Origin of the sequence: Spirochaeta thermophila DSM 6578, assembly GCF_000184345.1 — a bacterium.
Taxonomy (GTDB): domain Bacteria; phylum Spirochaetota; class Spirochaetia; order Winmispirales; family Winmispiraceae; genus Winmispira; species Winmispira thermophila.
In genome coordinates this window covers 1,061,001-1,083,065 of record NC_017583.1, presented here as the reverse complement: position 1 = coordinate 1,083,065, position 22,065 = coordinate 1,061,001, and the positions used below count along the sequence as shown (strand labels likewise).

Annotated in this window: 25 protein-coding genes; all 25 read right to left on the bottom strand. The window is 60.4% G+C overall.

Annotation, left to right across the window (positions count from 1 at the left end; translation table 11 throughout):
- Nucleotides 1-2: 2 nt before the first annotated feature.
- Genes flhF through flgB form a run of 25 tightly spaced genes read right to left on the bottom strand, consistent with a single transcriptional unit; the run spans nt 3 to nt 22,018 of the window.
- Complete coding sequence (gene flhF / locus SPITH_RS04865; RefSeq protein WP_013313719.1) at nt 3-1,160, bottom strand: flagellar biosynthesis GTPase FlhF; 1,158 nt, start codon at nt 1,158-1,160, stop codon at nt 3-5.
- A gap of 16 nt (nt 1,161-1,176) precedes the next feature.
- Nucleotides 1,177-3,261: a flagellar biosynthesis protein FlhA gene (flhA, locus tag SPITH_RS04860; protein WP_014624593.1), complete on the bottom strand. Its 2,085-nt coding sequence runs from the start codon at nt 3,259-3,261 to the stop codon at nt 1,177-1,179.
- Nucleotides 3,262-3,273: 12 nt separating this feature from the next.
- Complete coding sequence (flhB, locus tag SPITH_RS04855) at nt 3,274-4,437, bottom strand: flagellar biosynthesis protein FlhB (protein ID WP_014624592.1); 1,164 nt, start codon at nt 4,435-4,437, stop codon at nt 3,274-3,276.
- Nucleotides 4,434-5,216: a flagellar biosynthetic protein FliR gene (gene fliR / locus SPITH_RS04850; RefSeq protein WP_014624591.1), complete on the bottom strand. Its 783-nt coding sequence runs from the start codon at nt 5,214-5,216 to the stop codon at nt 4,434-4,436. The genes flhB and fliR overlap by 4 nt, the downstream gene beginning before the upstream one ends.
- A 12-nt stretch (nt 5,217-5,228) precedes the next feature.
- Nucleotides 5,229-5,498 (bottom strand): flagellar biosynthesis protein FliQ, encoded by a 270-nt coding sequence (fliQ, locus tag SPITH_RS04845; protein WP_013313715.1) that lies wholly within the window; start codon nt 5,496-5,498, stop codon nt 5,229-5,231.
- 11 nt (nt 5,499-5,509) lie between these two features.
- Entirely contained in the window at nt 5,510-6,286 is a 777-nt protein-coding gene (gene fliP, locus SPITH_RS04840; RefSeq protein ID WP_014624590.1) for a flagellar type III secretion system pore protein FliP, read from the bottom strand.
- Entirely contained in the window at nt 6,283-6,921 is a 639-nt protein-coding gene (locus SPITH_RS04835) for a flagellar biosynthetic protein FliO (RefSeq protein ID WP_014624589.1), read from the bottom strand. Before SPITH_RS04835 ends, fliP begins: the two co-directional genes overlap by 4 nt.
- A gap of 33 nt (nt 6,922-6,954) precedes the next feature.
- Nucleotides 6,955-8,007 carry a flagellar motor switch protein FliN gene (gene fliN, locus SPITH_RS04830; protein ID WP_013313712.1) on the bottom strand — a complete coding sequence of 351 codons (1,053 nt, stop codon included), beginning with the start codon at nt 8,005-8,007 and terminating at the stop codon, nt 6,955-6,957.
- Nucleotides 8,004-9,029 carry a flagellar motor switch protein FliM gene (gene fliM / locus SPITH_RS04825; protein ID WP_013313711.1) on the bottom strand — a complete coding sequence of 342 codons (1,026 nt, stop codon included), beginning with the start codon at nt 9,027-9,029 and terminating at the stop codon, nt 8,004-8,006. Before fliM ends, fliN begins: the two co-directional genes overlap by 4 nt.
- 28 nt (nt 9,030-9,057) lie before the next feature.
- Entirely contained in the window at nt 9,058-9,600 is a 543-nt protein-coding gene (locus SPITH_RS04820) for a flagellar basal body-associated FliL family protein (RefSeq protein WP_013313710.1), read from the bottom strand.
- A 54-nt stretch (nt 9,601-9,654) separates the two neighbouring features.
- Complete coding sequence (gene motB / locus SPITH_RS04815; protein WP_014624588.1) at nt 9,655-10,374, bottom strand: flagellar motor protein MotB; 720 nt, start codon at nt 10,372-10,374, stop codon at nt 9,655-9,657.
- A 13-nt stretch (nt 10,375-10,387) separates the two neighbouring features.
- The gene (locus tag SPITH_RS04810; RefSeq protein ID WP_014624587.1) at nt 10,388-11,176 is read right to left on the bottom strand and encodes a motility protein A; all 789 of its coding nucleotides are present in this window, start codon (nt 11,174-11,176) and stop codon (nt 10,388-10,390) included.
- Between the two features lie 3 nt (nt 11,177-11,179).
- Nucleotides 11,180-11,377 (bottom strand): flagellar FlbD family protein, encoded by a 198-nt coding sequence (locus tag SPITH_RS04805; protein ID WP_013313707.1) that lies wholly within the window; start codon nt 11,375-11,377, stop codon nt 11,180-11,182.
- Nucleotides 11,378-11,397: 20 nt separating this feature from the next.
- Entirely contained in the window at nt 11,398-12,786 is a 1,389-nt protein-coding gene (gene flgE, locus SPITH_RS04800; protein WP_014624586.1) for a flagellar hook protein FlgE, read from the bottom strand.
- A 10-nt stretch (nt 12,787-12,796) separates the two neighbouring features.
- Nucleotides 12,797-13,234 carry a flagellar hook assembly protein FlgD gene (gene flgD / locus SPITH_RS04795; RefSeq protein WP_014624585.1) on the bottom strand — a complete coding sequence of 146 codons (438 nt, stop codon included), beginning with the start codon at nt 13,232-13,234 and terminating at the stop codon, nt 12,797-12,799.
- A gap of 9 nt (nt 13,235-13,243) precedes the next feature.
- A complete protein-coding gene (locus SPITH_RS04790; RefSeq protein ID WP_014624584.1) occupies nt 13,244-14,575 on the bottom strand; it encodes a flagellar hook-length control protein FliK in 1,332 nt (443 codons plus the stop codon).
- Entirely contained in the window at nt 14,576-15,199 is a 624-nt protein-coding gene (locus SPITH_RS04785) for a periplasmic-type flagellar collar protein FlbB (protein WP_014624583.1), read from the bottom strand.
- Nucleotides 15,192-15,650, bottom strand: coding sequence for a flagellar export protein FliJ (locus SPITH_RS04780; protein WP_014624582.1), 459 nt, complete (start codon nt 15,648-15,650; stop codon nt 15,192-15,194). Before SPITH_RS04780 ends, SPITH_RS04785 begins: the two co-directional genes overlap by 8 nt.
- A complete protein-coding gene (locus tag SPITH_RS04775) occupies nt 15,637-16,983 on the bottom strand; it encodes a FliI/YscN family ATPase (protein ID WP_014624581.1) in 1,347 nt (448 codons plus the stop codon). The genes SPITH_RS04780 and SPITH_RS04775 overlap by 14 nt, the downstream gene beginning before the upstream one ends.
- Nucleotides 16,984-16,986: 3 nt before the next feature.
- Entirely contained in the window at nt 16,987-17,967 is a 981-nt protein-coding gene (gene fliH, locus SPITH_RS04770) for a flagellar assembly protein FliH (protein ID WP_014624580.1), read from the bottom strand.
- A gap of 26 nt (nt 17,968-17,993) precedes the next feature.
- Complete coding sequence (gene fliG, locus SPITH_RS04765; RefSeq protein ID WP_013313699.1) at nt 17,994-19,055, bottom strand: flagellar motor switch protein FliG; 1,062 nt, start codon at nt 19,053-19,055, stop codon at nt 17,994-17,996.
- A gap of 1 nt (nt 19,056) precedes the next feature.
- Nucleotides 19,057-20,766: a flagellar basal-body MS-ring/collar protein FliF gene (gene fliF / locus SPITH_RS04760; protein WP_014624579.1), complete on the bottom strand. Its 1,710-nt coding sequence runs from the start codon at nt 20,764-20,766 to the stop codon at nt 19,057-19,059.
- 33 nt (nt 20,767-20,799) lie between these two features.
- Nucleotides 20,800-21,126, bottom strand: a complete 327-nt coding sequence (fliE, locus tag SPITH_RS04755; RefSeq protein ID WP_014624578.1) for a flagellar hook-basal body complex protein FliE — start codon at nt 21,124-21,126, stop codon at nt 20,800-20,802.
- A 5-nt stretch (nt 21,127-21,131) separates the two neighbouring features.
- Nucleotides 21,132-21,590, bottom strand: a complete 459-nt coding sequence (flgC, locus tag SPITH_RS04750; protein WP_013313696.1) for a flagellar basal body rod protein FlgC — start codon at nt 21,588-21,590, stop codon at nt 21,132-21,134.
- Nucleotides 21,591-21,601: 11 nt separating this feature from the next.
- Nucleotides 21,602-22,018: a flagellar basal body rod protein FlgB gene (gene flgB, locus SPITH_RS04745; protein ID WP_014624577.1), complete on the bottom strand. Its 417-nt coding sequence runs from the start codon at nt 22,016-22,018 to the stop codon at nt 21,602-21,604.
- Nucleotides 22,019-22,065: the final 47 nt, after the last annotated feature.

Here is a 22,065-nt window from a genome sequence, read left to right as displayed (position 1 = left end):
ATCTACTCCATATCTTCCAGTATGAAGCCGCGTACTGCAGCCAGAAGTTTGGCCGGTGTCGCCGCCGCGATGTCGTGGGGAACCGCCTGTCCGTTTGTGATGAAGGATATGGGTTTTCCCTTCTCCTCCAGCACGCTGATGATGTTCCCCACCGTGGTGGTCTCATCGAGCTTGGTGAGCACCACCGACGTGTAGTTGAACGGCTCAAACTGCTGCAGGACGGTATATATATCGGCTGTTTTCGTGGTGGCACTCAAGGCCAAATGTGTCTGGGCACGGCTGCCGCAGGCCTCGAGCATGTCCTTCATGTCGGCGAGTTTCCGGTAATCACGGGGGCTCTTTCCTATGGTGTCCACGAAGATGATGTCCACATCCTGGAAGAGCCTCACCTGGCGTTCGAGTTCTTCGTAGCTTTCCACACAGGCGACGGGGATGCCCATGATGTTGGCATAGGTCTCTATCTGTTGGCGGGCGGCGATCCGATAGTTGTCGATGGTGATGATCCGCACGTCGTAGCGGATGTTGTCCTCGAGCCCCAAGCCGTACATGGCCGCCAGTTTCGCGATGGTGGTGGTCTTCCCCACCCCCGTGGGGCCCACCAGGATGAAGATCTCAGGTCTCCTGGTGAATTTGAGCGGGTAGATCCGTATCGATTCCCTTACCCACTGAACGACGAGTTTCTGGAGGAGGGCGAAATCCTCGATCTGCTGGAGGGTGAGTTCGTCCCTGATCCGTCGGATGGTCTTCTCGATGTAGCGATCGGTGAATTCCGCTTCCTCGAGCATGGCCCGAAGACGTCTGATGTGTTCATGTTCCTTCTCATCCTCTCGTACCGTCCCCCTCTGGATGTTCTCCTTGATCTGGGCGAGCTCCGAGAGCACCTTCTCGAGGATCTGGTCACGGGGAGACTGCTCAGACTTCGCGAGCTCCAGGATTCGCCTCCGCTCCTCGTCGAAGGAACGCCTCGGTGACGAGGGGGTACGTACTCCCTCAGGGACCACGTAGCCGGTGATCTCCACCCCTTCCCGGGGAAAGAGTCCGAGAAAGCCCCCAAGGCGTACGGTGCGCTGAGAGAGGATTCTCACCCTGTCCCCGTACTTGGTCCTGATTTTCTGGAGCGCCTCCGCTCGGGTGGGCGCCTGCTCGGTGAAAAATTCCATAGGAATATCCGCCTCCTCAATCGATCCTGATCTCACCCAGTGCCTCCACCCTCACCTCCGAAGGGATCTCCGGGACCGAGAGCACCACCAGATCGGGGACGTCCCGGAGGGTGCTCTGCTTCACCAGGGGCCTCGCGGCCTCCTGACAGAGGACGATGGGAAGGTATCCCTGCTCCTGGACCTGCCGCACTGCGTTCATGACCGCATTGATCCACTTTCGATAGACCCCGGGTTCGAGGGCGGCCACGATCCCCCCTGCGGTCTCCACCCTTGCATCGATGATCATCTGTTCGAGCGCGGGATCCAGGGTGAGGACCCGCAACACACGGTGCTCGTCAGTATATTGTGCGCAGATCTGTCTGGCAATCGCCTGTCGGGCCTTCTCTATGAGGAAGGTGACATCCTTCGTCATGCGGGCGTAGTCGGCGATCGTCTCCAGAATGCTCACGAGGTTCCGGATGGAGACCTGCTCTCTGAGGAGGCCCTGGAGCACCTTCTGGATCTCACCGAGAGTGAGCACCTCCTGGACGTCATCCACCACCGCGGGGTAGTCCTCCCTGAGGGCGTTGAGCATCGACTGGACCTCCTGGCGTCCGAGGAGCTCGGCCGCGTGCTGTTTGATGATCTCGGTGAGGTGCGTGGCGATGATGGAGGGAGGATCCACCACCGTGTAACCAGCCCGTTCGGCCCTGTCGCGGTCCTCTTCCTTTATCCACCTGGCCGGAAGCCCGAAGGCGGGATCCCGGGTCTCCTCTCCGGGAATCTCCTCGGTCACTCCCCCGGGATTGATACACAGGTAGGCCCCCATCTTGATCCTTCCCCGGCCTACTTCCACCCCTTTGATCTTCACGCAGTACTCGGAAGGTTCGAGCCGCATGTTGTCGACGATGCGTATCCTCGGGATCACGATCCCCAACTCGAGGGCCGTCTCCTTTCTGATGCGGGTGATACGCTCCAGGAGCTCCGCCCCCTGCTCACGGTCCACCAGGGGAATGAGGGCGTAGCCTATCTCAAGGGCGATGGGGTCGAGGGGCACCACCGGGGATATCTCGGGCTGCTGAGGGACGGGACGGGCGGCCGCCGCCTCGGCAGCGGCCGCTTCGGCCTCCCTCACAGGGCGTTGTGCGAGCCTGAAGCCCACGAAGGCGAGCAGGCCCGCCATGGGGACGAGCACGTACCAGGGGAAACCGGGCAGGAGCGAGAGGAAGACGAGGAATCCCGCGGCCATCCAGTAGATCCTCCCCTCCTGGGAGAACTGGGAGGAGACATCCTGGCCGAAGGTCCCATCGGAGATGGCCCGGGTCACGATGAGGCCCGTGGCGGTTGAGACCAGGAGGGCCGGAAACTGGGAGACCAGGCCGTCACCTATCGTGAGCGAGATGTAGGTGCGGAGGGCCACGTCGAGCGGTTCCCCGTGAATGGCCATCCCCACGATCATCCCTCCGAGGACGTTGATGAAGGTGATGAGGAGTCCCACCTTCACGTTCCCGGACACAAACTTGGAGGCACCGTCCATGGCCCCGTAGAAGTCGGCCTCCCTCTGGAGCTCCGCCTTCTTCCGGGCCGCCTCCTCCTCCGTGATCGCCCCCGAGTTGTACTCGGCCTCTATGGCCATCTGCTTCCCGGGGAGGGCGTCGAGGGTGAACCTGGCCGCCACTTCCGCCACCCGCGTGGCCCCCTTGGTGATGACGATGAACTGTACGGCGATGATGATGATGAAGATGATGAACCCCACCACGAGACCTTCGGCCCCCGCGGATCCGACCACGAAGGTGCTGAACGCCCGGATGAGCCGTCCCTGGAACCCGCTCCCCTGGGTGAGTATGAGCCTGGTGGAAGAGACGTTGAGGGCCAGTCCGAACACGGTCAACACGAGGAGGAGGGTGGGAAACACCGAGAACTCGAGGGCTCGCCTCACGGAGAGGACGATGAGGATGGTGAGGAGGCTTATGACCAGGTTGAGGGCCATCAGGGTGTCGAGGAGGACGGCGGGCATGGGAATGACGAGCATCATCACCACCACGATGACCCCGATGGCTACGAGCACATCGGATCGTTGGGTGATGAACACGTTTCTGAGCATCTGCTGGACATCGGCCATAGCAGCCTCCCTTTACATCACCTTCTCCCGCCGGCGGGCATCCACGGCGTACACCTTCGCGAGAATGGTCGCCACCACGGCGTAGTACTGTTCCGGGATGGTATCACCCACCTCCACGTCCTGGTAGAGGGCCCGCGCGAGGGGTCTGTTCTCGACCAGAGGGACTCCGTGTTCCCTCGCGATGGCCCGCATCCGGAGGGCGAGTTCGTCCGCTCCTTTGGCCACCACCGTGGGCGCCTCCATCCTCGCCCGTTCGTACTCGAGCGCCACGGCGTAGTGGGTGGGGTTGGTGATGACCACATCGGCCTCCGGCACCCGGCGGATCATGTTCCTGGTGAGGATCTCCCTCATCCTCTGTCGGAGACGGCTCTTCACGAGGGGATCCCCTTCGTACATCTTCCGTTCCTCCTTCAATTCCTCCCGGGACATCTTGAGGGACTCGAGGTGTTGCCGTCTCTGGAAGAGGTAGTCCACGATCGAGATGGCGAGGAAGACCACCGTGGCCTCGAAGAGGATCCGGAACACGAGCGCACCCAGGAACCTGATCCCCTGGAGGAGCGGAACACGGAGGAGGTTCACGAGCCGTGGAAGCTCCATCCGGATATTGAGATAGGCGAGGAACCCTATCGCGGCCACCTTGAGGATCGTCTTACCCAGGTTGAAGAGGGCTTCCGTCGAGAAGAGCACTCTCTTGGCGAACCGGGAGAAGTTGGGAACGATGCGCTGGAGATCGGGGGTGATGGGTTTCACCGTGAAGAGGAATCCGACCTGGAGCACGTTTCCCGCCACTCCGGCAAACAGGGCGACCACGAAGAAGGGAAGCGTGAGTTTGAGGAAAAACTGGAGGAACAGGACGAAGAACCTGCCGGTATGGGTGGGCTCCGGAGAAGAGATGCTCGAGAAGAAGGTCTGGAACATCGAGACCATAGTGGAGAACAGGTAGGAAGAGAGGAGGGCCAGTGTGATGAGGGTGAAGAGCATCACCAAGGTGGAGGGGAGCTCGGGTGTCTTGGCCACCTTCCCCTCTTCGCGTGCCTTGCGGATCTTGTGCTCGGTGGGTTCCTCGGTTCGCCCCTCGTCCTCCGCCGCGAACCATTGGAGGTGCACGTGTACGAAACGGGAGATGGAAGCGGCATCCTCTTGCCACATCGCCTCGAGGGCGGTCTGCCTCATCATGAACCACCTCCCGGCGAGAAAAGTTCCACCAGGGCATAGAACATGTAGTCGAATATCCTGCTCATCATCTCCGCCACGAAAGGCAGGACCACCAGGAGGAGGATGAACCCCACCCCGATGGAGATGGGAAATCCCATGAGCAGGAGATTCATCTGGGGGGCGGCCTTTCCGAGCAGGCCCATGCTCACGGAGACGAGAAGGAGCACCGAGATGAGCGGAAGGGCAAGGACGAATGCGTACTGGAAGATACCCGCAAGCCCATGAAGGAAGACATCGAAAAGATCCTCCCTGTAGACGAGGATGTCCGCGGATCGGAAGGCCTTGATCGAATAGTAGACTCCCGAGAGGAAGAACTTGAGGAACCCGCCGGTCACGAGGAACACGAGCACCGCCACGTTGCTCATGACCTGCCCCATGAGGGGGAGCTCCTCCTGGGAGAGAGGGTCGTAGACCGAGGCGGCGTTGAAGCCCATCTGGAAACCGAAGAATTCACCCGCGATCTGGAAGAGCGAAAAGTAGAGCAGTACGAAAAAGCCGGTGATGAGTCCCACGAGCACCTCACCCAGAAGGAGAAACGCATATCCCAAACCGGTCTCCGGTATGGTGTAGAGAGACGAGGCCCAGGGGAAGACCGCAGCACTCGTAAAAAAGGCGAGTCCCACCCGGGCAATACCGGGAATACCCGAGGAGGAGAAAAGAGGACTGATCGCAAGAAGAGTGAACACCCGTGCGAACACCAGGAGAAAGACCTCGGCACGGACGACAAGATCAGTGAACACCCGTCACCTCCTCTATCCTCCCATCTCCGGGATCATCTGGAAGAGATGGACCGTGAACTGGGAGAGAGAAGAGAGCATCCACGGGCCGAGCAGGAGGAGCACCAGGAGTATGGCGAGGATCTTGGGGACGAAGGTGAGGGTCTGCTCCTGGATGGAGGTGGTGGCCTGGAAGATCGACACGATGAGGCCCACCAGCATACCCACCAGGAGGAGGGGCGCCGCTATCACGATGAGTTCGTAGATCCCGCTCCTGAGCAAATAGATCGCCTCTCCCAGTCCCATCTCTCACCTCCTCAGACGAAACTTCCGAGCAACTGCTGTGTGATGAGCGTCCACCCGTCCACGAGTACGAAGAGGAGCAGCTTGAACGGGAAGGAGATCATCACCGGCGGGAGCATGATCATCCCCATCGACATGAGGGTCGAAGCGACCACCATGTCGATGATGATAAAGGGGATATAGAGTATGATCCCTATCTTGAAGGCCACGGTCAGCTCATGGAGGATGAAGGCAGGGATGAGGATGTGGGTGGGCACATCCGCCAGGGTATCGGGCCTGGGAAGACCGCTCATCCGCATGAAGAGTCGTATGGGCTCCACGTTGTTCTGCATCTGCCGGTACATGAAAATCCTCAAAGGGCCGACCGCCCTGCCGTAGGCCTCCTCTACATCTATCTCTCCCCTCGAGAGAGGGACGAAGGAATCGTCGTACACCTCCTGGAACGTGGGCCACATCACGAACAGTGTGAGAAAGAGGGAGATCCCCATGAGCACCTGTGTGGGCGGCACCTGCTGCAGACCGAGGGCCCTTCGGATGAAGTCCAACACCAGGGCGATCCTCAAGAACGAGGTGGTAAGGACGAGGATGGACGGGGCAAGGGTGAGTATCGTAAGCAGGAGGAGGAGCTGGATGGAGAGCGCCACCTCCTGATCGCTCTGAGGCTCGCGGATGGTGAGATCGACGAAGGGGATATTGAGTGCTTGGTCCTCTTCAGGACCCAATTGCGCCACGAGCCCGAGCGGACCCGGAAGGACGAGCATGAACACGACGAGGAACCCTATCCGTTTCACAGCCGTTTCAACCTCTCTCTCTGTTTCTCGAGAAAGGTCATCGCCCGGGGAGCCGGCCCCTCCTCCGAAGATGCAGGATGCTTCGGCGGGAAGAGACGGTCGAGGAAATCGGAGAAACGCCCTCCTCGCCCCGTCTCCTGCCTGGAGGCGATGAGCTCTATCCGGTCGAGGGTCTCCTTCTCCTCGATTCGGGCGATGAGCGTCACACCGTTCTCACTCGACCCCACGAGGAAATAGCTGTTCCCCACCCCGATCACATGAACCGCACGGGTCCCCTGGAGGACCCTGGTGTCCACCACTCTGATGAGATCCTCCCCGCTCCCGCGGGCGACACTCATCTTCCGAAGGAAGTAGAACACCGCGTATATGGCTGCGAGCACCACCCCGAGCAGAAGGAGCATCCGGACGCCATCCCAGAGGGTGAAGCCCACCACAGGTTGAGGAGAAGGTGCGCCACCCCCGGTCTCTCCCACCTCGGGCGCCTCAGAGGGAAAGACGAGTTCCGATTCGGAAACCTCCTGGGGGGCCGGGGGAGGAGTGGTCGTCTCCTGTGCAGGGAGAAAGGTCGTAGTGAAGATCAGCGTTGCTACTATACCACCTATCAGTCGCTTCACATGGATCGGATGAGACTTCATCTGTTCTGTTCCCCTCCCAGTATGAAGTAGTCGCTACGTCAGCTCATTGAGACGCTCCAGCGGTGATATGATCTCCGTGACCCGCACACCGAAGTTCTCGTCTATGACCACCACTTCACCACGTGCAATGAGCTTGTGATTCACGAGTATGTCAACCGGCTCACCGGCCAGTTTGTCGAGCTCGATGATCGTCCCCTCGCCCATGGCGAGGATTTCCTTCACCATCTTCTTGGTCCTCCCGAGCTCCACCGTGAGCTCCATGTATACATCCATGAGGAGCGAGATGTTCGCCTGCTGTTCGGGACCAAGGGCCCCCTCCGGAAACGAGGGAAACTGCACCTGCTGGACCTGAGGAGCTCCCGGCCCCCAGACCGTTGGTTGTCCCTGTGACTGCGCCATGGTAGCCCCCTGTGCAGAAGTAGAAGCCTGGTTTGCAGGTTGAGAGGGAGAAGGTCGAGAGGGATTCACCAGAGATCGCACGAATGGGACGTCGAAGAATTCGATCACCTTGTGCCCAACCCCGTCGATGACCACCGGATACTCCGCCGTTACGACCTCCGGGACGTCGAGATTCAACTGATCCCTGGAAAATTCGGCTCCCTGCGCAGGGGCGGTCAGGATGGTCATCCCCGACACGTCACCCAGCGAGGTGACCACTGGCCCGTTCATCTGGGAAAGCCCCTCCTGAAGGGCGGAGACGGCGGCCTCGGTGAGCTCCACGTTCTCCTGTCCCATGAGCAGGCCGGCGATGAGGGTGGACACCTCCCTGTCGAGCACATACCCGTGAGCAGCTCTCGTACCCTCGGTGAACGGTATGTCCACCTTCACCACCTGCTCCGGGAGCCCTCGTATGAAGGTCTCCGCCTGGACCGCCTTCACCTCCGGAGGCTGGACCTCCACCTGTTTCCCCGTGAGCATGGAGAGATTGGCCGCCTGCGAGGCCACGGTGTTCTGCAGGAGCGCCCTGAACTTCCGGAGTTCCTCGGGGGACAACGAAGGGGCAGGCCCCCCCTCGGGCGTCGAGAAGTTCACGCTTCCCTGGAGAAGGGCATCGATCTCTTCCTGTGTAAGGGAACCATCACTCATAGTTCCTCTCCTTCCGCAGTCAGCTCCTCGACTTCCTGGGACTCTTCGATCTTCTCCACGAGCTGGACTGCAAGTTTTTTCCCGACACGCCCCGGCCTGCAGTAGAACTTGGGACGGTTCTCAATCTTGAGGACGAGCGGCTCCTTCACCCTCGTGGGAAGCATGATGACATCCCCCTTCTGAATGCTGAGGATGTCCCGCATCTTCAGGTTCATGGAACCCACCTCCACCACGAGGTTCACCTCGACGCTGGAGATACGTTCCTTGAGGATCGCGAGGTTCTCGGTGGTGCCGCCCTTTCTCACCGAGGAATACCAGTACTGTGCCGAGAGTTTGGAGATGATGGGCTCGATCGTGAGGTAGGGGATGCAGAAGTTCATCATCCCCTCCACGTCCCCCACCTTCGTCTCGAGGGTGACCAGGACCACCATCTCCGTGGGGGGAACGATCTGGGCAAACTGGGGGTTGGTATCGATCTGGCCGAGTCTGGGTCTCAGATCTATCACCTGACTCCAGGCCTCCCGCATGTTCCCCAGGATGCGGACCATGATCCCCTCCATCACCGTGGTCTCTATGTCGGAAAGGTCCCGATCCCGGGGGACCACCGAGCCGTCCCCCGGTCCCCCGAAAAGCCTGTCTATGATGGAATAGGTGATGGTGGGGTCTATCTCGAGGATCGCGGAACCCTTGAGGGGATCCATGTTGATGATGCCTATCGTGGTGGGATTGGGGATGGAACGTATGAACTCCTCATAGGTGAGCTGATCGACCGAGGCCACGTGGACCTGGACGAGGCTTCGCAACTGGGCGCTCAGAGAGGTGGTCGTGAGACGGGCGAAGGTCTCGTGCATGATCGAGATGGTACGAATCTGCTCCTTCGAGAACTTGTCGGGCCGCTTGAAGTCATAGATCTTTATCTTTCTCTGCTCGGGAATCCGCTGGACTTCCTCCGTTTCTATCTCCCCAGCAGAGATCGCCGAGAGAAGCTGATCTATTTCTTCCTGCGAAAGGACCTCGGTCATGTACGTTCCCCTCCTCCCGTCATCCCTTCTAGAATTCTACCAGAGTAAAGGTATCGAATACAATATCCTGCACCATACCACTCGTGAGGACATCGTTTATCTTGGCCTTGAGCTCTTCCTTTATCATCTCCTCGTACTGGGGGCGCAGTTCCTCAGCCCGCTTGGAGGAGAAAAACCTCCGGATGAGGTCACGCAGATAAGGTCTCCGCTCGTTGAGTTCGGTCTGAAGGGCCTTGTCGTTCACCTTGTAGCCCAGGTAGACGACCGCGAGCAGGGTGTACTGGGCCTCGTCCGAAGTCCGAGCCCGTATCTCTCCTATCTCGTACCACGCGAGCACGGGAGGGGCGGCCTGGTACTCGGGCGAAATCTCGGGAGGATTCTGCGACTGGCTCGAGACGTTCAGGACCCGCAAGGTGATGATGACCACCGTGACCACGAAGACCGTGGCGAGCAGCCCGAGTGCCACGTACTTGAGGATCTGGATCACGATACTGGGAAGGAACCCCACCTGTTTCGATTCCGCCTCTACGGCTCCGGGTTCCTGCGTTTCATCGTCGAAGATGTCGCTCACCTTCCCCTCCTATCTTCAAATTCTACCAGAAAATCAGAGAATTGAAAAGGTTTTCTACAGATGTCCCTCCGAGAGTATGACTATGTCGATCCTCCGGTTGTAGGCCCTCCCCTCGGGAGTGGAGTTGTCTGCGAGGGGTACGGTGTCGGCGAGCCCCATCACCTGGAAGTGATTCTCGTCCACCCCGTAGTCGGAGAGAAAGTGGAGTACGTTGATGGCTCTCGCCGAGGAGAGTTCCCAGTTGCTGGGCCACGGCCCCGCGGGATCGGTGGGCACATCGTCCGTGTGGCCCTCTATGCGGATCTTCCTCCCCTCCAGCTCCGGGGAGGTGAGGAGATTGGAGAGTTTTATGAGGGTCTCCCGGGCGGCCTCTATGTTGAGCTCGGCACTCGCACTCCTGAAGAAGGCGTCGGCCGCCAGGGTGATCACAAGCCCCCGCTCATCCTGCTTCACCCGCACGGTCTTGGCCCGTATCTCGGGCTGGAAGGCCGAGATGGCCTTCTTCCTCGCCTGGTCAAGGGCCCGCCCACGTTCCATGGAGGGAAGGCTCATCACGGTGTTGCCGAGCTCGGCAAGACGGCCCACCGAGAGGGTGTTCCCTCCCTCCCGGCTCCCGAGCCCGGGGAACGCGGAGAGGATGAGTCTGAGCTGATACCCGTCGATCGTCGCAGTGGTGAACATCATGACGAAGAAGGTGAGGAGAAGGGTCACCATGTCACCGTAGGTGAGCATGTAGTCGGGAGCCCCCTCGTCACACTTCTTCTTTTTCTGCATCTCCTTCGCCACCTTAGTCCCTCCCCACCTCCTGGCGGACCGCCTCTCGTTCCTTCGGCGGGAGGAACGAGAGGAGTTTCTCAAGGAGGACCCTCGGATTGTCTCCAGCCTGGATGGAGAGGATCCCCTCTATCATGATCTCCCTCACCAGGGTCTCGTCCCGGTCCCTGTCCATGAGCTTGTTCTTGAGAGGGATGAGGAAGAGGTTCGCGAAGAGCGAGCCGTAGAGCGTGGTGATGAGGGCGGTGGCCATTCCCTGCCCGATCGCAGAGGTATCCCCGCCTGCAAGGTTCTTGAGCATCGCGATGAGACCGATGAGGGTCCCTATCATCCCGAAGGCGGGCGCGATCTTGGACCAGTCGTCGAAGACCTTGGCCCCCACCTCGTGCCGGGACTGCATTTCGTTGAGCTCGGTGTAGAGCACGGTTTTTATGATCTCGGGATCGATCCCGTCCACCACCAGCTGGAGCCCTTTCCGCATGAACTCATCCTCGATCTCGTCGAGGTTGTCTTCGAGGGCGAGGAGTCCCTCCCGTCTCGCCCGCTCGGCATAGGCCACCAGGTCGTTGATCACCCTCCCCTCCTGCCAGTTGGGGACGTTGAGGGCATGTGACACGTACTGCATGATCCCCAGTATCCGCGCGAGCGGGTTTCCCACGAGCATCGCTCCGAACGAACCGCCGAACACGATGAGGACCGAGGCGATGTCCATGTACACACCGAGTGGCACCCCCGCCACCACAATACCGAAGACCACGAGTCCGAGTCCCACGACGACGCCAAGTATCGTACCCAGATCCATTCGTCACTCCTCGTTGAAGAACAGGCCGATCTTCCTTCGATATTCGATGATCCTATCGAAAATCGTCTGGTAGTCCTCACGGACCACCAGACGCTTGCCCGAGAGCATGATGAGGGTGGTGTCGGGATTGAGCTCGATGTATTCGATGTGGTGAGGATTCACGTAGAAGACCGTGCCATCGAGCTTCGTGACCTTGATCATACCCCTCCTATTCTACGCCTCTATCGTTTGAGCGTCAGCAGCTCCTGGAGCATCTGATCGGACGTGGTAATGGTTCGGGAATTGGCCTGGAACCCCCTCTGCGTCACGATCATATCGGTGAAGGCCTCGGCGAGGTCCACATTGCTCATCTCGAGTGCCCCTGCGATGAGCTTACCCTTTCCGGCAAAGTTCGGCGGTCCCACGTTGGGATCCCCGGAGTTCAGGGAGACCCGGAACATGGTCTCACCCTCCTTCTCGAGACCGCCCGGGTTCACGAACGTGGCAAGCGCGATCTGACCCAGCGGACGGTTGTTGCCGTTGGAGTAGACCCCGGTGATGACCCCATTCTGATCGATCTTGAACCCTTCCAGATACCCCATGGTGTAGCCGTTCTGCCGGAAGACCTTGGTGGAGCTGCGTTCCGCGAACTGGGTCACGGCGTCCACCACGCTCCCCACCTGACCGAGATTGAGGTTGAAGGTCTGCCGTACGGCCGCCTCACCCGGCGGGATCGTGGCCTCGGGCACATCGAACCCCACCTGCACCTGGAGAGCCCCTGCATCGAGGACGTCTCCCGCCTCGTCCTCCACGGACTGAATCGTCCCAAGATTGTCGAACTGGATGATGAAGGTATTGGTGGCATTGTTGGTCTCACCCACGTCCACCAGGGTGTTCGTGGGCGTCTCTGCATCGGGATCCACCGTGACCGTCGCACGCCACCGGTTGGGTTCACCCACCACCTTGGTGAACTCGATCCTGAGGGTATGCGGATTACCGAAACTGTCATAGATGTCGTAGGTGGCCACCCAGGTGCCTTCACGCACCGTCTCGGGACCGGCGCCGGGAGGAATCTCGGGGAGCCGCTTGTCGAGGTTACAGGCGAGGAAGACCTCCGTAGTGGCGGACGCGGGGTCCTTGCTCCCCACCGGGATGATGAGGTCCTGGAGGGATCCGGTGGTATTGATGAATGTCTGTCCGTTCACGGTCTCGGCCCTCCATCCCTGCACGCGCAGCCCGTTGGCGGGATTCACCAAGTATCCCTCTTCGTCGAGGCCGAAGACCCCCGCCCTGGTGTAGAAACTGCGGTCACCCTTTCGAAGGATGAAGAAGCCCTCACCCTGGACGGCCACATCGGTCATCACGCCGGTGGTCTGGAGGGAGCCCTGGGTGTGGATGGTGTCGATGCTCGCGATGGTCATGCCGAGCCCCACCTGTTTGGGGTTCACCCCACCCACCTCCTCGGTGGGGCGGGCTGCACCGGAGAGAGTCTGGGAGATCATGTCGTGGAAGTTGACCCTCCCCTTCTTGAATCCCGTGGTATTCACGTTCGAGATGTTGTTACCGATCACGTCCATCCTGATCTGATGGTTCTGAAGTCCGGACACACCGGCATACAGGGATCGCATCATGGTCTACCTCCTACTCCATCCTCACGCTTTCTATCTGATTCATGTCGAAATATCTCCCGTTCACCAGGAGCTGTGGGAACTCCCTCCCCCTCACCTCCTCGACCACACCGGAGATCTCCTCGTCCCCGTTCTTGATCACCACCGTCTTCCCCAGGAGAGAAAATGCCTGGGAACTCTGGAGCCTCAGTGCGAGTTTCGAGAACTCCTGGCTCATATTGGTCATCTGCTCCAGTGTGGAGAACTGGGCCATCTGGGCGATGAACTCCTTGTCCTCGAGAGGCTGGGTGGGGTCCTGGTGGGTAAGTTGTGCAACGAGCAGCTTGAGAAAATCGTCCTTCCCGAGCTCCTGCTTCACCTGCCTGCCCTCGGCGAGAGACTTGTTGAGGGCGTCCACCTGGGCGGCCACCTTGGCCTTCTCCACATCGTTCATCACAAGGGAGATATCCATACCTGTCTCCTACACGGTAAGGTTGATCGTCGTCGTCTCATATACCTCATCGGCAGCAGGTACCGCATGCTCAAGCACTCCGTGAGGAACGACCACCCTCATGGGCCCGGCTTCCGGCTCCTCGGAAGACGGGTCACGCTGCGGGGAGAAGGAACCGTTCCCTCCCTCCACGTCCACGAGAAACTGCCCCACCTGGAAGCCTTGGGACTTGAAGTGCTGAAGGAGGTCGTTGAGGTTCTGCTGAAAGGCCTCCTTCACCACCATGTTCTCCACCAGGATCCTCCCCGAAAGCCTCCCCTCCGTGACTTCCACGTGAATACGCACGCGTCCGAGGCTCGGCGGTCGGAGTACCAGATGGATGTCTCCCTTCTCCTGATCACGAAGGACGAGCCTCGCCTGGCGCACGATCTCGTCGTTTCCGGCCTCCCTGAGCGAAGAAAGAAGTTGTCTCTGAACGATCGAGAGATCGGAAGGTGAGGGGTTCTGGGGCGTCCGGATCTGCTGGAAATCCCCCTCCTTACCCCTGAACACAAGGGGATCGAGGATGGGGTCCTCCCCCGAGGGGAGATGTTCGCGGGAAAGGGCACGGAGGTCCTCCTGTGCAGCCTTCGAAGGCGCTTTCGAGGAAGGTTCCCCCTCGGCCTTCCCCGCCACGCTTCGTTCCCGGATCACCTCTATGACTATCGGCTTGATGCTCCGAGGCTCCTTCACAGGGGCGGCCCCTTTGGTACGGACGTCTTCCCCTTCCTTCGATCGGGGCAACGCCTTGTCCGAGGAGGAGTCCGCGAATGCTGGTCCAACGGAGACGAACGAGGAGGCGACCCGATCGGCATGCGGTGACTTCGTGTTCTCCGTGCGCCCCTTGTCTCCGCTGCGGCTCTCATCACCTCGCTCTGGAGCGGGGGCATCCTTAAGGAGTGCGCTGTGACGAAGGGACACGGGTTGCTTCGGCTTCTCCCCTTTCGTGGAACGAGGATCCATCGGTACTTCACGGTTTTTCGCCGCATCCTTGCGTATAGGGGGCTTCTCCCCTTTCTTGCCCACCGGGACATCCTCCCCCATCCGCTCCTCCCTCCCCTCACTCCGGACCCGGTCCTCTCCCTTCCTCGGTCTTCGGGCTTTCATCTCCCCGGCAGAGGGAGATTTCTCATCCACCTCATCGCCCCCCCCCTCTTCGGAAGAGGCCGTCGGCCGGCTCTCCCGCACCCCCTCTTCCCCCCTCTCAAGGTGCTCCTCCAGGATACGGGCGAAGGTATCCGAACGCGGCCCTCCGGGAGTCCTGGTCTGCTGGGAGGAGGGCTGAGGGGAGAGGTCGACCTCGGAGAGGATCAAGGCCTTCATCTAGGGCCTCCGCACCATCTTGCGCTGAAGCCTGGCCGCACGATCCGCCGGCATGAGAGAAAGCCAGTACGGTACGATCGAATCCTCTCCCGTCTCCGCTGCGATTTCGTCAACCATCCAGAGGATATCGATGACATCCTGATCGTCCTCCATATTCAGAAGAATCTCCACGGCGCGGTCGGGCGGCATGTTGATGAGGTACTGGGCCGTCTGCCGTACGATGGCCCTTTTATTTTCGTATTGTTTCATCTGTTCATTGAACGATTTTTGTTGTTCCTCCAACGCCTTCTGCTTCTCCTGGAGCTCCTCCCACATGCTCTCGAGTTCCGCTTCCCGCTCTCCAAGACGCCGTTCCCACTCTTCCAGCTCGGCCTCTCTGAGTTTGAGGGCCTCCCGTTCCTTCTCGATCCGGGCGCTCTCCAGGAGGGTGATGCCCGGAAGGGCCGCGGCGGGCTGGGGGCGTTTCACCCCGATGAGATCGAGCAACGGGGAGAGTTGCTCCCTCACGTCTATCACCCCGAGATACGTGAGCCAGAGCCCTCCTCCCAGGAGGAGCAACACGATGAGAAAGACGAGGGCGAAGATACGGAGACCCGGCCCCACACGGGTATAGTTTTCAGGCATCGTGATCCTCCCTCACATGCGTGGCGGCATACTGTATCCCTGCCGCTTCGTCAACGGCCTTCTGGTCCTCTTTCATCCACTCCTTCCGGTACGCCTGGAAACAGCGGTCCCTCAGACGCTCGAACACCTGCGTCTCGGCCCGAGCCTTGAGGAATTCTTCACGGGCCCGGGCTTCCTCGTCCTCCAGGCGACCTCTCCTCGCGAGAAGCTCGTCCCGCTCTCTCTCGAGCCTCTCCCGGTAGAGGGCGGCTGCCTGCATCGTCCACAGATCGAAGGTCCCTCCCTCCCTCCCCTGGCGGAGGGCCCTGACCGACTCAGCCACCACGTGTCGGATCGCCTGGTCCACCTCCTGTCGTTCCTGTACCACCTTCCCGAGCGCTTCCTTCTTCTGCTCTTCCACATGTTCCCTCAACCTGAGCATGCGGGCGAAAGGGAACTTAAACCGTCTCATCGTCGCCGGATTCCTCCTCCGTGGTCTCCATCTCCGCAAGCCCAAACAGGCGGTGAATCGTCTCGGCGAGAGGGGCCCGCTCCTCGATCTCCTGCCTCAGGAAGGCGTTGATATCAGGCAACTTCTCTATGGCCTTGTCCACCTCCGGGTTGCTCCCCCTCGCGTAGGCTCCCACGTTGATGAGGTCCTCGGTCTCCTGATAGGCGGCGAGCCACCTCAGGACTCTTCTCGCCGCCTCCCTCACAGGAGGGGTGGTGATCTTGGGAGCCAGTCGCGAGACCGATGAGAGGACGTCGATCGCAGGATAGTGCTGCCGCTGGGCGAGTCTCCTCGAGAGCACCACATGGCCGTCGAGGATACCACGCACGGCATCGGACACGGGCTCGTCCATGTCGTCCCCCTCCACGAGGACCGAGAAGAACCCGGTGATGGTCCCTTTCTCCGATGTTCCACATCGCTCGAGAAGCTTGGGGAGGGTGGAAAAGACCGAAGGGGGATAGCCCCTCGTCGCAGGAGACTCCCCCAGGGCGAGCCCTATCTCCCTGAGGGCCCTCGCGAACCGGGTGACGGAGTCGAAGAGGAGCATGACGTCCTTCCCCTGATCCCGGAAGTACTCGGCTATGGCGACCGCCACGAACGCCCCTCGATAGCGCGCCACCGCAGGGGTGTCGGAAGTGGACACCACTACGACCGAGCGCTTCAGCCCCTCCTCTCCCAGATCGTGCTCTATGAACTCCGCGACTTCCCTCCCCCGCTCGCCGATGAGGGCGATCACGTTCACGTCCGCGTTGGTGTTGCGGGCGACCATCCCCAGAAGGGTCGACTTTCCCACCCCGCTCCCTGAAAAGACACCCACACGCTGTCCCTTGCCTATGGGGAGGAGGCCGTCGAGAGCCCTGATCCCCGTGGCGATCTGCTCTTCTATGCGTCTGCGCTTGAGTACGTGCGGAGGTCCCCCCTGCACCGGATACCGTATCCCTGGAGGGAGGGGCCCCTTGTCGTCTATGGGCATGCCGCGGGCATCGAGTACCCTGCCGAGAAGACCTTCGGAGACCCGTATGGAGAGGGGCTCACCCATCGCCTCTATCACATCCCCCACCTGGATCCCCTCAGGGTCTTGGTATCCCATGAGATAGACGGTCGATCCCTTGAGACCTATCACCTCGGCCCATATCCCGGCATCAGGATCGTCCGGGGGATGGATGCGGCAGAGTTCACCCACCACTGCGAGGGGGCCCTGCCCCTCGATCCTCATACCCTGTACGGCCTTCACCCTCCCCCTGCATTTCACCGTCTCGGTCTTTTCCACCAGGGCCAGATACTTTCCGAACATGGACTACTCCTGTATTCGTTCCCTCTCGACGATGGGAACGGTCTCCAGGATCTTCTCCTCTATCTGCTTGAGTTGAGTGGAGATTCTCGCATCTATCTGTCCGAAGTCGGTCTCGACGATACATCCGCCCCTGTCCACCGTATGGTCTTCCATCACCGTCACGTTGCCCACGTGCTCTATCTTCTCTATGATCTCCTTGAGATGCGCCGAGGTGACCTCGAGGTCCTCGAGGTTCACACGGATGATCACGTCGGTCTTGGACTTGAGCTTGCGGAGGGCCTGGACCACGTTGTTGATCACGATGTTCTTCTGGTGCTCCGAGAGCACCTTCACCACCTTCTGGGCGATGAGAAGCACGAGCTGGACGATCTGGGCCTCGGACTCCGCGAGAACCCGTTGCCTCGCCTCGATCACCTTGGAAATCATCAGATGAAGCCTGTCTATGAGACGATCCACCTCGTCCTTACCTCTGCGGAACCCCTCCTCTCTTCCCTCGGCATACCCCTTGTCGTAGGCGGCCTGCTCGATCTCCTCGGCCTTCTTCCGGGCCTCTGCAACCAGGTCCTCCACCCGCTTCTGCGCCTCGGTCACGATACGCTCGGCCTCCTTCGAGGCCTCTTCCTTGAGCCGGGCAGCCTCCTCGTTTCGCTTCTTCACCTCCTCGAAGGCGACCTGTTCCGCCTCCTTGATGATGCGGTCGGCCTCGACCTTGGCCCCCGAGATGATGGCCTCCCGCTCCTTCTCCCACTGCTTCCGGAGTTCCTCCTCTTGGCGGTGCAGGTGTTCGAGATCCACCTTCTCGACCACCTCTCCCTCCGCCTCCACCGTCTCCATCTCTTCCACCGTCTCAAGGAGACGCGGCTCCTCCTCTCTCTGTGCGTGTTTCGGAGGAGGTGTCCCCCGCCGTACCGGTTCGGGTGAGGGGAGCACGATCCTCGTGGAGAGGGGGGTGATCTCCCCTGCCTTGAAGATATACTTGGCCACCGGTCTGTCCTCCCTCGTCTAGGGGCCTATACCACGATCTCATCCTCACCGCCGCGCGCGATGACGATCTCGCCCTGCTCCTCGAGTTTCCTGATGATGGAGACGATCTTCTGCTGGGCCTCCTCGACGTCCCTCATACGGATCGGCCCCATGTACTCCATGTCCTCCTTGAGGAGGGTCGCCGCACGCTTGGACATGTTGCGGAAGATCTTGTCCTGCACCTCGGCATCCACGGCCTTGAGGGCCTTGGCGAGCTCCTGCGTGTCCACCTCGCGGAGCACCTTCTGGATCGCCCTGTCGTCCAGGAGCACGATGTCCTCGAAGACGAACATCTTCTTCTTGATCTCCTCGGCGAGCTCAGGATCCTCCTCCTCGAGCGACTCGATGATGGACTTCTCGGTGGAACGATCCACCATGTTGAGGATCTCCACGATGGCGTCCACCCCTCCGGCCATGGTGTAATCCTCGGAGGCCAAGGTGGAAAGCTTCTTCTCGAGCACCCGCTCCACCTCGCGCAAGACCTCGGGTGAGGTGCGGTCCATGGTGGCGATCCGTTTCGCCACCTCGGCCTGGATGTCGTGGTCGAGGCTCGCGAGGATCACCGAGGCTTTCTGGGGATCCAGGTAGGAGAGGATGAGGGCGATGGTCTGCGGGTGCTCCTGCTGGATGAAGTTGAGGAGCTGTGTGGGATCGGTACGCCGCACGAAGTCGAAGGGCCGCACCTGGAGACTGCTCGTGAGCCGGTTGATGATGTCCACCGCCTTCTGGGTACCGAGGGCCTTCTCGAGGAGTTCGCGGGCGTAGTCGACCCCGCCGGTGATGATGAACTCCTGGGCCATCATGAGTTCCTGGAACTCCATGAGGACCTTGTCCCGCTCCTCCGAATCGATCGTCTCGAGACGGGCGATCTCGAAGGTGAGGCTCTCTATCTCGTCCTCCTTGAGGTGTTTGAAGATCTCCGCCGAGAGCTCCGAACCCAGCGTCACCAGGAGGATGGCCGCTTTCTGCCGGCCGGTGAGCTCTCTCTTCACCCCCGGCTTCTTCACCTGATGCCCGGAAGCGGGCGCTGCGGTCTTGGTCTTGCCCATGTCATTCCTCCATCAACCAGGTTCGTATGAGCTGGGCCACCTCTTCCGGATGCTCCCGTGCCATGTTGATGGCCTGCTCCTGGAGCTCCATCCTGGCCCTTTCCTCGACCGACATCTCCACGGCCGCCGCCTCTTCCTCCGCGCTCCGCAAGGCGGCCTCCCTCATGGCCTGATGCTGACGGGCGAGCTCCTCCTCCTTGAGACGCCGCCGCCTCTCCATCTCCCTCGCGATGAGCCTGAAGATGATGAACGCCACGAGAAGAGCGGCCACACCCAGGAGGGAATAGAAGACAGTCCGCTCGAGCTGGCGTCTCGCCCGGAAGGCCGCATCCTCTTCGGCGAACTGGAGCGTCCTGTCGAACTGGATGTGCTGCACCGTGATCAGGTCTCCTCGTTCCCTCTTGTAGCCCACCGCTCCTTTGATCAGCTCCTCAGCCTTCCTGAGGTCCTCGTCCGAGACGGGGAGGTACGTCCGCTTGATGGAACCATCCGGATTGAAGACCACCTCCCCCTTCTCATTATACTCCCACTTCCACACCCCGTCGAGTGCGACGGCCACGCTGATGCGCTTGATCTCCCATGGGTCCTTCCGCTCGGTGATGTTCCTCGTATTCACCACCTCGTTCTGTATCAACGAATTGCGGGAGTACTTTCCTACCAGGCCTTCGAGATCCTTGTACGCGGGAGGTGTCTGCCCCTCCTGTCCCGGAGGGCCTTCGGGGTTGAAGCCCGTGCCTTCGAACTTCTCGTCCTGGATCTCCTTGGAGAGGGTGATGGAAGGCACCACCTCGCTCTCGTCGTAGGGCGTCCTGGGGTTGTCCGGTTTCATCGTGATGGGGAAGTGCTCCTCGGTCTTCACCTCCACGTCGCTCATGTCGAGCTCGATGTCCAGGTTCACGATCTCGACCCTGTCCGAGCGGAAGACCGTACCGAGGGCGGATAGGATCCGCTTCTTGTACTCGTTCTCGAGTTCCTGTTTGGTCTTGAGCTGCCTCCGGGCGAGTTCGAGACGATCGAACTGCTCCATACCTTCGAAGTCGTTGAGCACCACTCCCCGCTGATCGGTGATCGTGATGTAGTCGGGATCGAGGCCCTCCACGGCGAACTGAACCAGCTTCACGATCCCCTCTATCTTCTTTCGATTACTGGTGATGTCCGATCCCGGCTTGGGCACGATGATGATGGAGGCGCTCGGCGGTTCCTGATCCTCGGCGAAGAGGGCCTTCTCGGGCAGCACCAGGGTGACACTCGCATCATCGATGTCGTCCAGGGCCTTGAGGTGTTCCTCGACGGTCCTGGTGATGGCCCTACGCAGGTTCACGTTCCGTTCGAAGTCGGTGATGGTCCACCGCTCGATGTCGAAGAGCTCCCAGGGATCGGTCCCCCGGGGAACGAGGTCCTCCCGCACGAGGATGGCCCGCATCCTGCGTGCGGTCTTCTCGTCCGAGACCAGGATGCGGTTGTCCGCCGTCACCTGGTAGGGGACGTTCTCCTCCTCCAGGCGGGTGGTGATGTCCTCGAGCACCTGTGGATCGGTGATGGCCTTGTTGAGGAGCGGAACCATCGAGGGCGCACCGCTCAGGCTCGCGAGGAAGACGAGGCTTCCCACGAGCACCACCACGATCGATATGAAGATGATCTTCTGGACGAGCGACCACTTACCCCACGCGTTCTTCACGCGCTCCAGAACGTTCTTGAGCCACTCATTCATGTTCCCCTCCCAGTACGGTAGATCCTATCCGCGTCAGCGCAACGACAGGATCTCCCTGTATGCTTGTACGGCCCTGTCCACCACCGACTTGGTGATGGAGAGGGCGAGATTCGCCTTGGCCATGGCGATGGTCACGTCGTGCGGGTCCAGGGAGTCCGGATCCGTGATCATCTGCTGGCTGAGGAGTGCGCTCTTCTGTTGAAGGCTGTTCACTCCGTCGAGCGCCTCGAAGAGGAGTCGGGAGAAATCGTCCGGATCCACAGGCTTTTCCTCGGGCTTGTGGCCCTGGAAGTGGCGTGGATCAGCCTTCTGAAGGGTGATCTTGTGTCCTACGGCCGCGGTCTCTGTCAGGAACTGCATCTAACTCACCTCCCTATCTCCAAGGCTTTCAGGAACATGGTCTTCGACCCGTTCACGACGGCCAGGTTCGCCTCGTACGCCCTCGAGGCATCGATGAGGTCGACCATCTCGTTCACGATGTTCACGTTGGGATACTCCACATAGCCCTTGAGCGGTCCCGACTTGATGGCGTCCGGATGGGTGGGATCGTACACGAGTCTGGTCTTCGCGTCGTAGTCCTTCTCCACCTTCACCACCCTCACCCCCTTGCCGAGACCGTTGTCGAGCGGCTTGGGGAGGAACGGACTCCGCCAGTAGGGCTGCTCCACCCGTGGTCTGAAGACCACTCTGCTCCGTCTGAAGGGGCCCCCTTCGGTGGTGCGGGTGGTGGTGGCGTTCGCGATGTTGTTGGAGATCACATCCATCCGGAGACGCTGGGCCGTGAGCCCCGTGGCCGCTATGTTGATCGGTGTAAAGAGCCCCATCCCTCACCTCCTCACCTGAGCACCAGCTGGACCTGGGAGAACTGGTGGGAGACCGTCTGCACCATCATATTGTAGAGCAGTTCGTTGTTGAGGAGGTCCATGGTCTCCTGCTCCAGGTCCACGTTATTGCCGTTGTTCTTACTGGTCGTCCAGAAATCGAGGATCTTCCTCGGCCGCACCGTGCGGTAGTCCACCGGTCTGTTGAAAGGGATGTGCCGGGGGTCGGTGATGAAGGCAGGCAGCTTCCTCACCTTCTCAGACTCGAGGGCCTTCTTGAGGGAGCTTTCGAAATTGAGCTCACTCCGCTTGAAGTTGGGGGTGTCGGCGTTAGCGATATTGTTCGCGATGATCTGCCGGCGTATGAGGTTCACGTCCATCTCACGATGGAGGATATCGAGCGTCTTTCCGAACGTGTTGCCGATAAACATCACTGCGCCTCCCTGAACTGGAGAGATTCCCTCTCTTTACCTATCGG

Coding starts and splice junctions, on each gene's coding strand:
- fliG (WP_013313699.1), bottom strand. CDS start 19,055: ATGGGCAAGACCAAGACCGCAGCGCCCGCTTCCGGGCATCAGGTGAAG.
- fliM (WP_013313711.1), bottom strand. CDS start 9,029: ATGACCGAGGTCCTTTCGCAGGAAGAAATAGATCAGCTTCTCTCGGCG.
- flgB (WP_014624577.1), bottom strand. CDS start 22,018: ATGTTTATCGGCAACACGTTCGGAAAGACGCTCGATATCCTCCATCGT.
- flgE (WP_014624586.1), bottom strand. CDS start 12,786: ATGATGCGATCCCTGTATGCCGGTGTGTCCGGACTTCAGAACCATCAG.
- flgC (WP_013313696.1), bottom strand. CDS start 21,590: ATGGGGCTCTTTACACCGATCAACATAGCGGCCACGGGGCTCACGGCC.
- SPITH_RS04810 (WP_014624587.1), bottom strand. CDS start 11,176: ATGGATCTGGGTACGATACTTGGCGTCGTCGTGGGACTCGGACTCGTG.
- SPITH_RS04780 (WP_014624582.1), bottom strand. CDS start 15,650: ATGAGACGGTTTAAGTTCCCTTTCGCCCGCATGCTCAGGTTGAGGGAA.
- fliF (WP_014624579.1), bottom strand. CDS start 20,766: ATGAATGAGTGGCTCAAGAACGTTCTGGAGCGCGTGAAGAACGCGTGG.
- flhF (WP_013313719.1), bottom strand. CDS start 1,160: ATGGAATTTTTCACCGAGCAGGCGCCCACCCGAGCGGAGGCGCTCCAG.
- SPITH_RS04805 (WP_013313707.1), bottom strand. CDS start 11,377: ATGATCAAGGTCACGAAGCTCGATGGCACGGTCTTCTACGTGAATCCT.
- SPITH_RS04790 (WP_014624584.1), bottom strand. CDS start 14,575: ATGAAGGCCTTGATCCTCTCCGAGGTCGACCTCTCCCCTCAGCCCTCC.
- motB (WP_014624588.1), bottom strand. CDS start 10,374: ATGCAGAAAAAGAAGAAGTGTGACGAGGGGGCTCCCGACTACATGCTC.
- SPITH_RS04775 (WP_014624581.1), bottom strand. CDS start 16,983: ATGTTCGGAAAGTATCTGGCCCTGGTGGAAAAGACCGAGACGGTGAAA.
- flhA (WP_014624593.1), bottom strand. CDS start 3,261: ATGGCCGATGTCCAGCAGATGCTCAGAAACGTGTTCATCACCCAACGA.
- flgD (WP_014624585.1), bottom strand. CDS start 13,234: ATGGATATCTCCCTTGTGATGAACGATGTGGAGAAGGCCAAGGTGGCC.
- fliN (WP_013313712.1), bottom strand. CDS start 8,007: ATGAGTGATGGTTCCCTTACACAGGAAGAGATCGATGCCCTTCTCCAG.
- SPITH_RS04785 (WP_014624583.1), bottom strand. CDS start 15,199: ATGCCTGAAAACTATACCCGTGTGGGGCCGGGTCTCCGTATCTTCGCC.
- fliE (WP_014624578.1), bottom strand. CDS start 21,126: ATGCAGTTCCTGACAGAGACCGCGGCCGTAGGACACAAGATCACCCTT.
- flhB (WP_014624592.1), bottom strand. CDS start 4,437: ATGATGAGGCAGACCGCCCTCGAGGCGATGTGGCAAGAGGATGCCGCT.
- fliQ (WP_013313715.1), bottom strand. CDS start 5,498: ATGGGACTGGGAGAGGCGATCTATTTGCTCAGGAGCGGGATCTACGAA.
- SPITH_RS04835 (WP_014624589.1), bottom strand. CDS start 6,921: ATGAAGTCTCATCCGATCCATGTGAAGCGACTGATAGGTGGTATAGTA.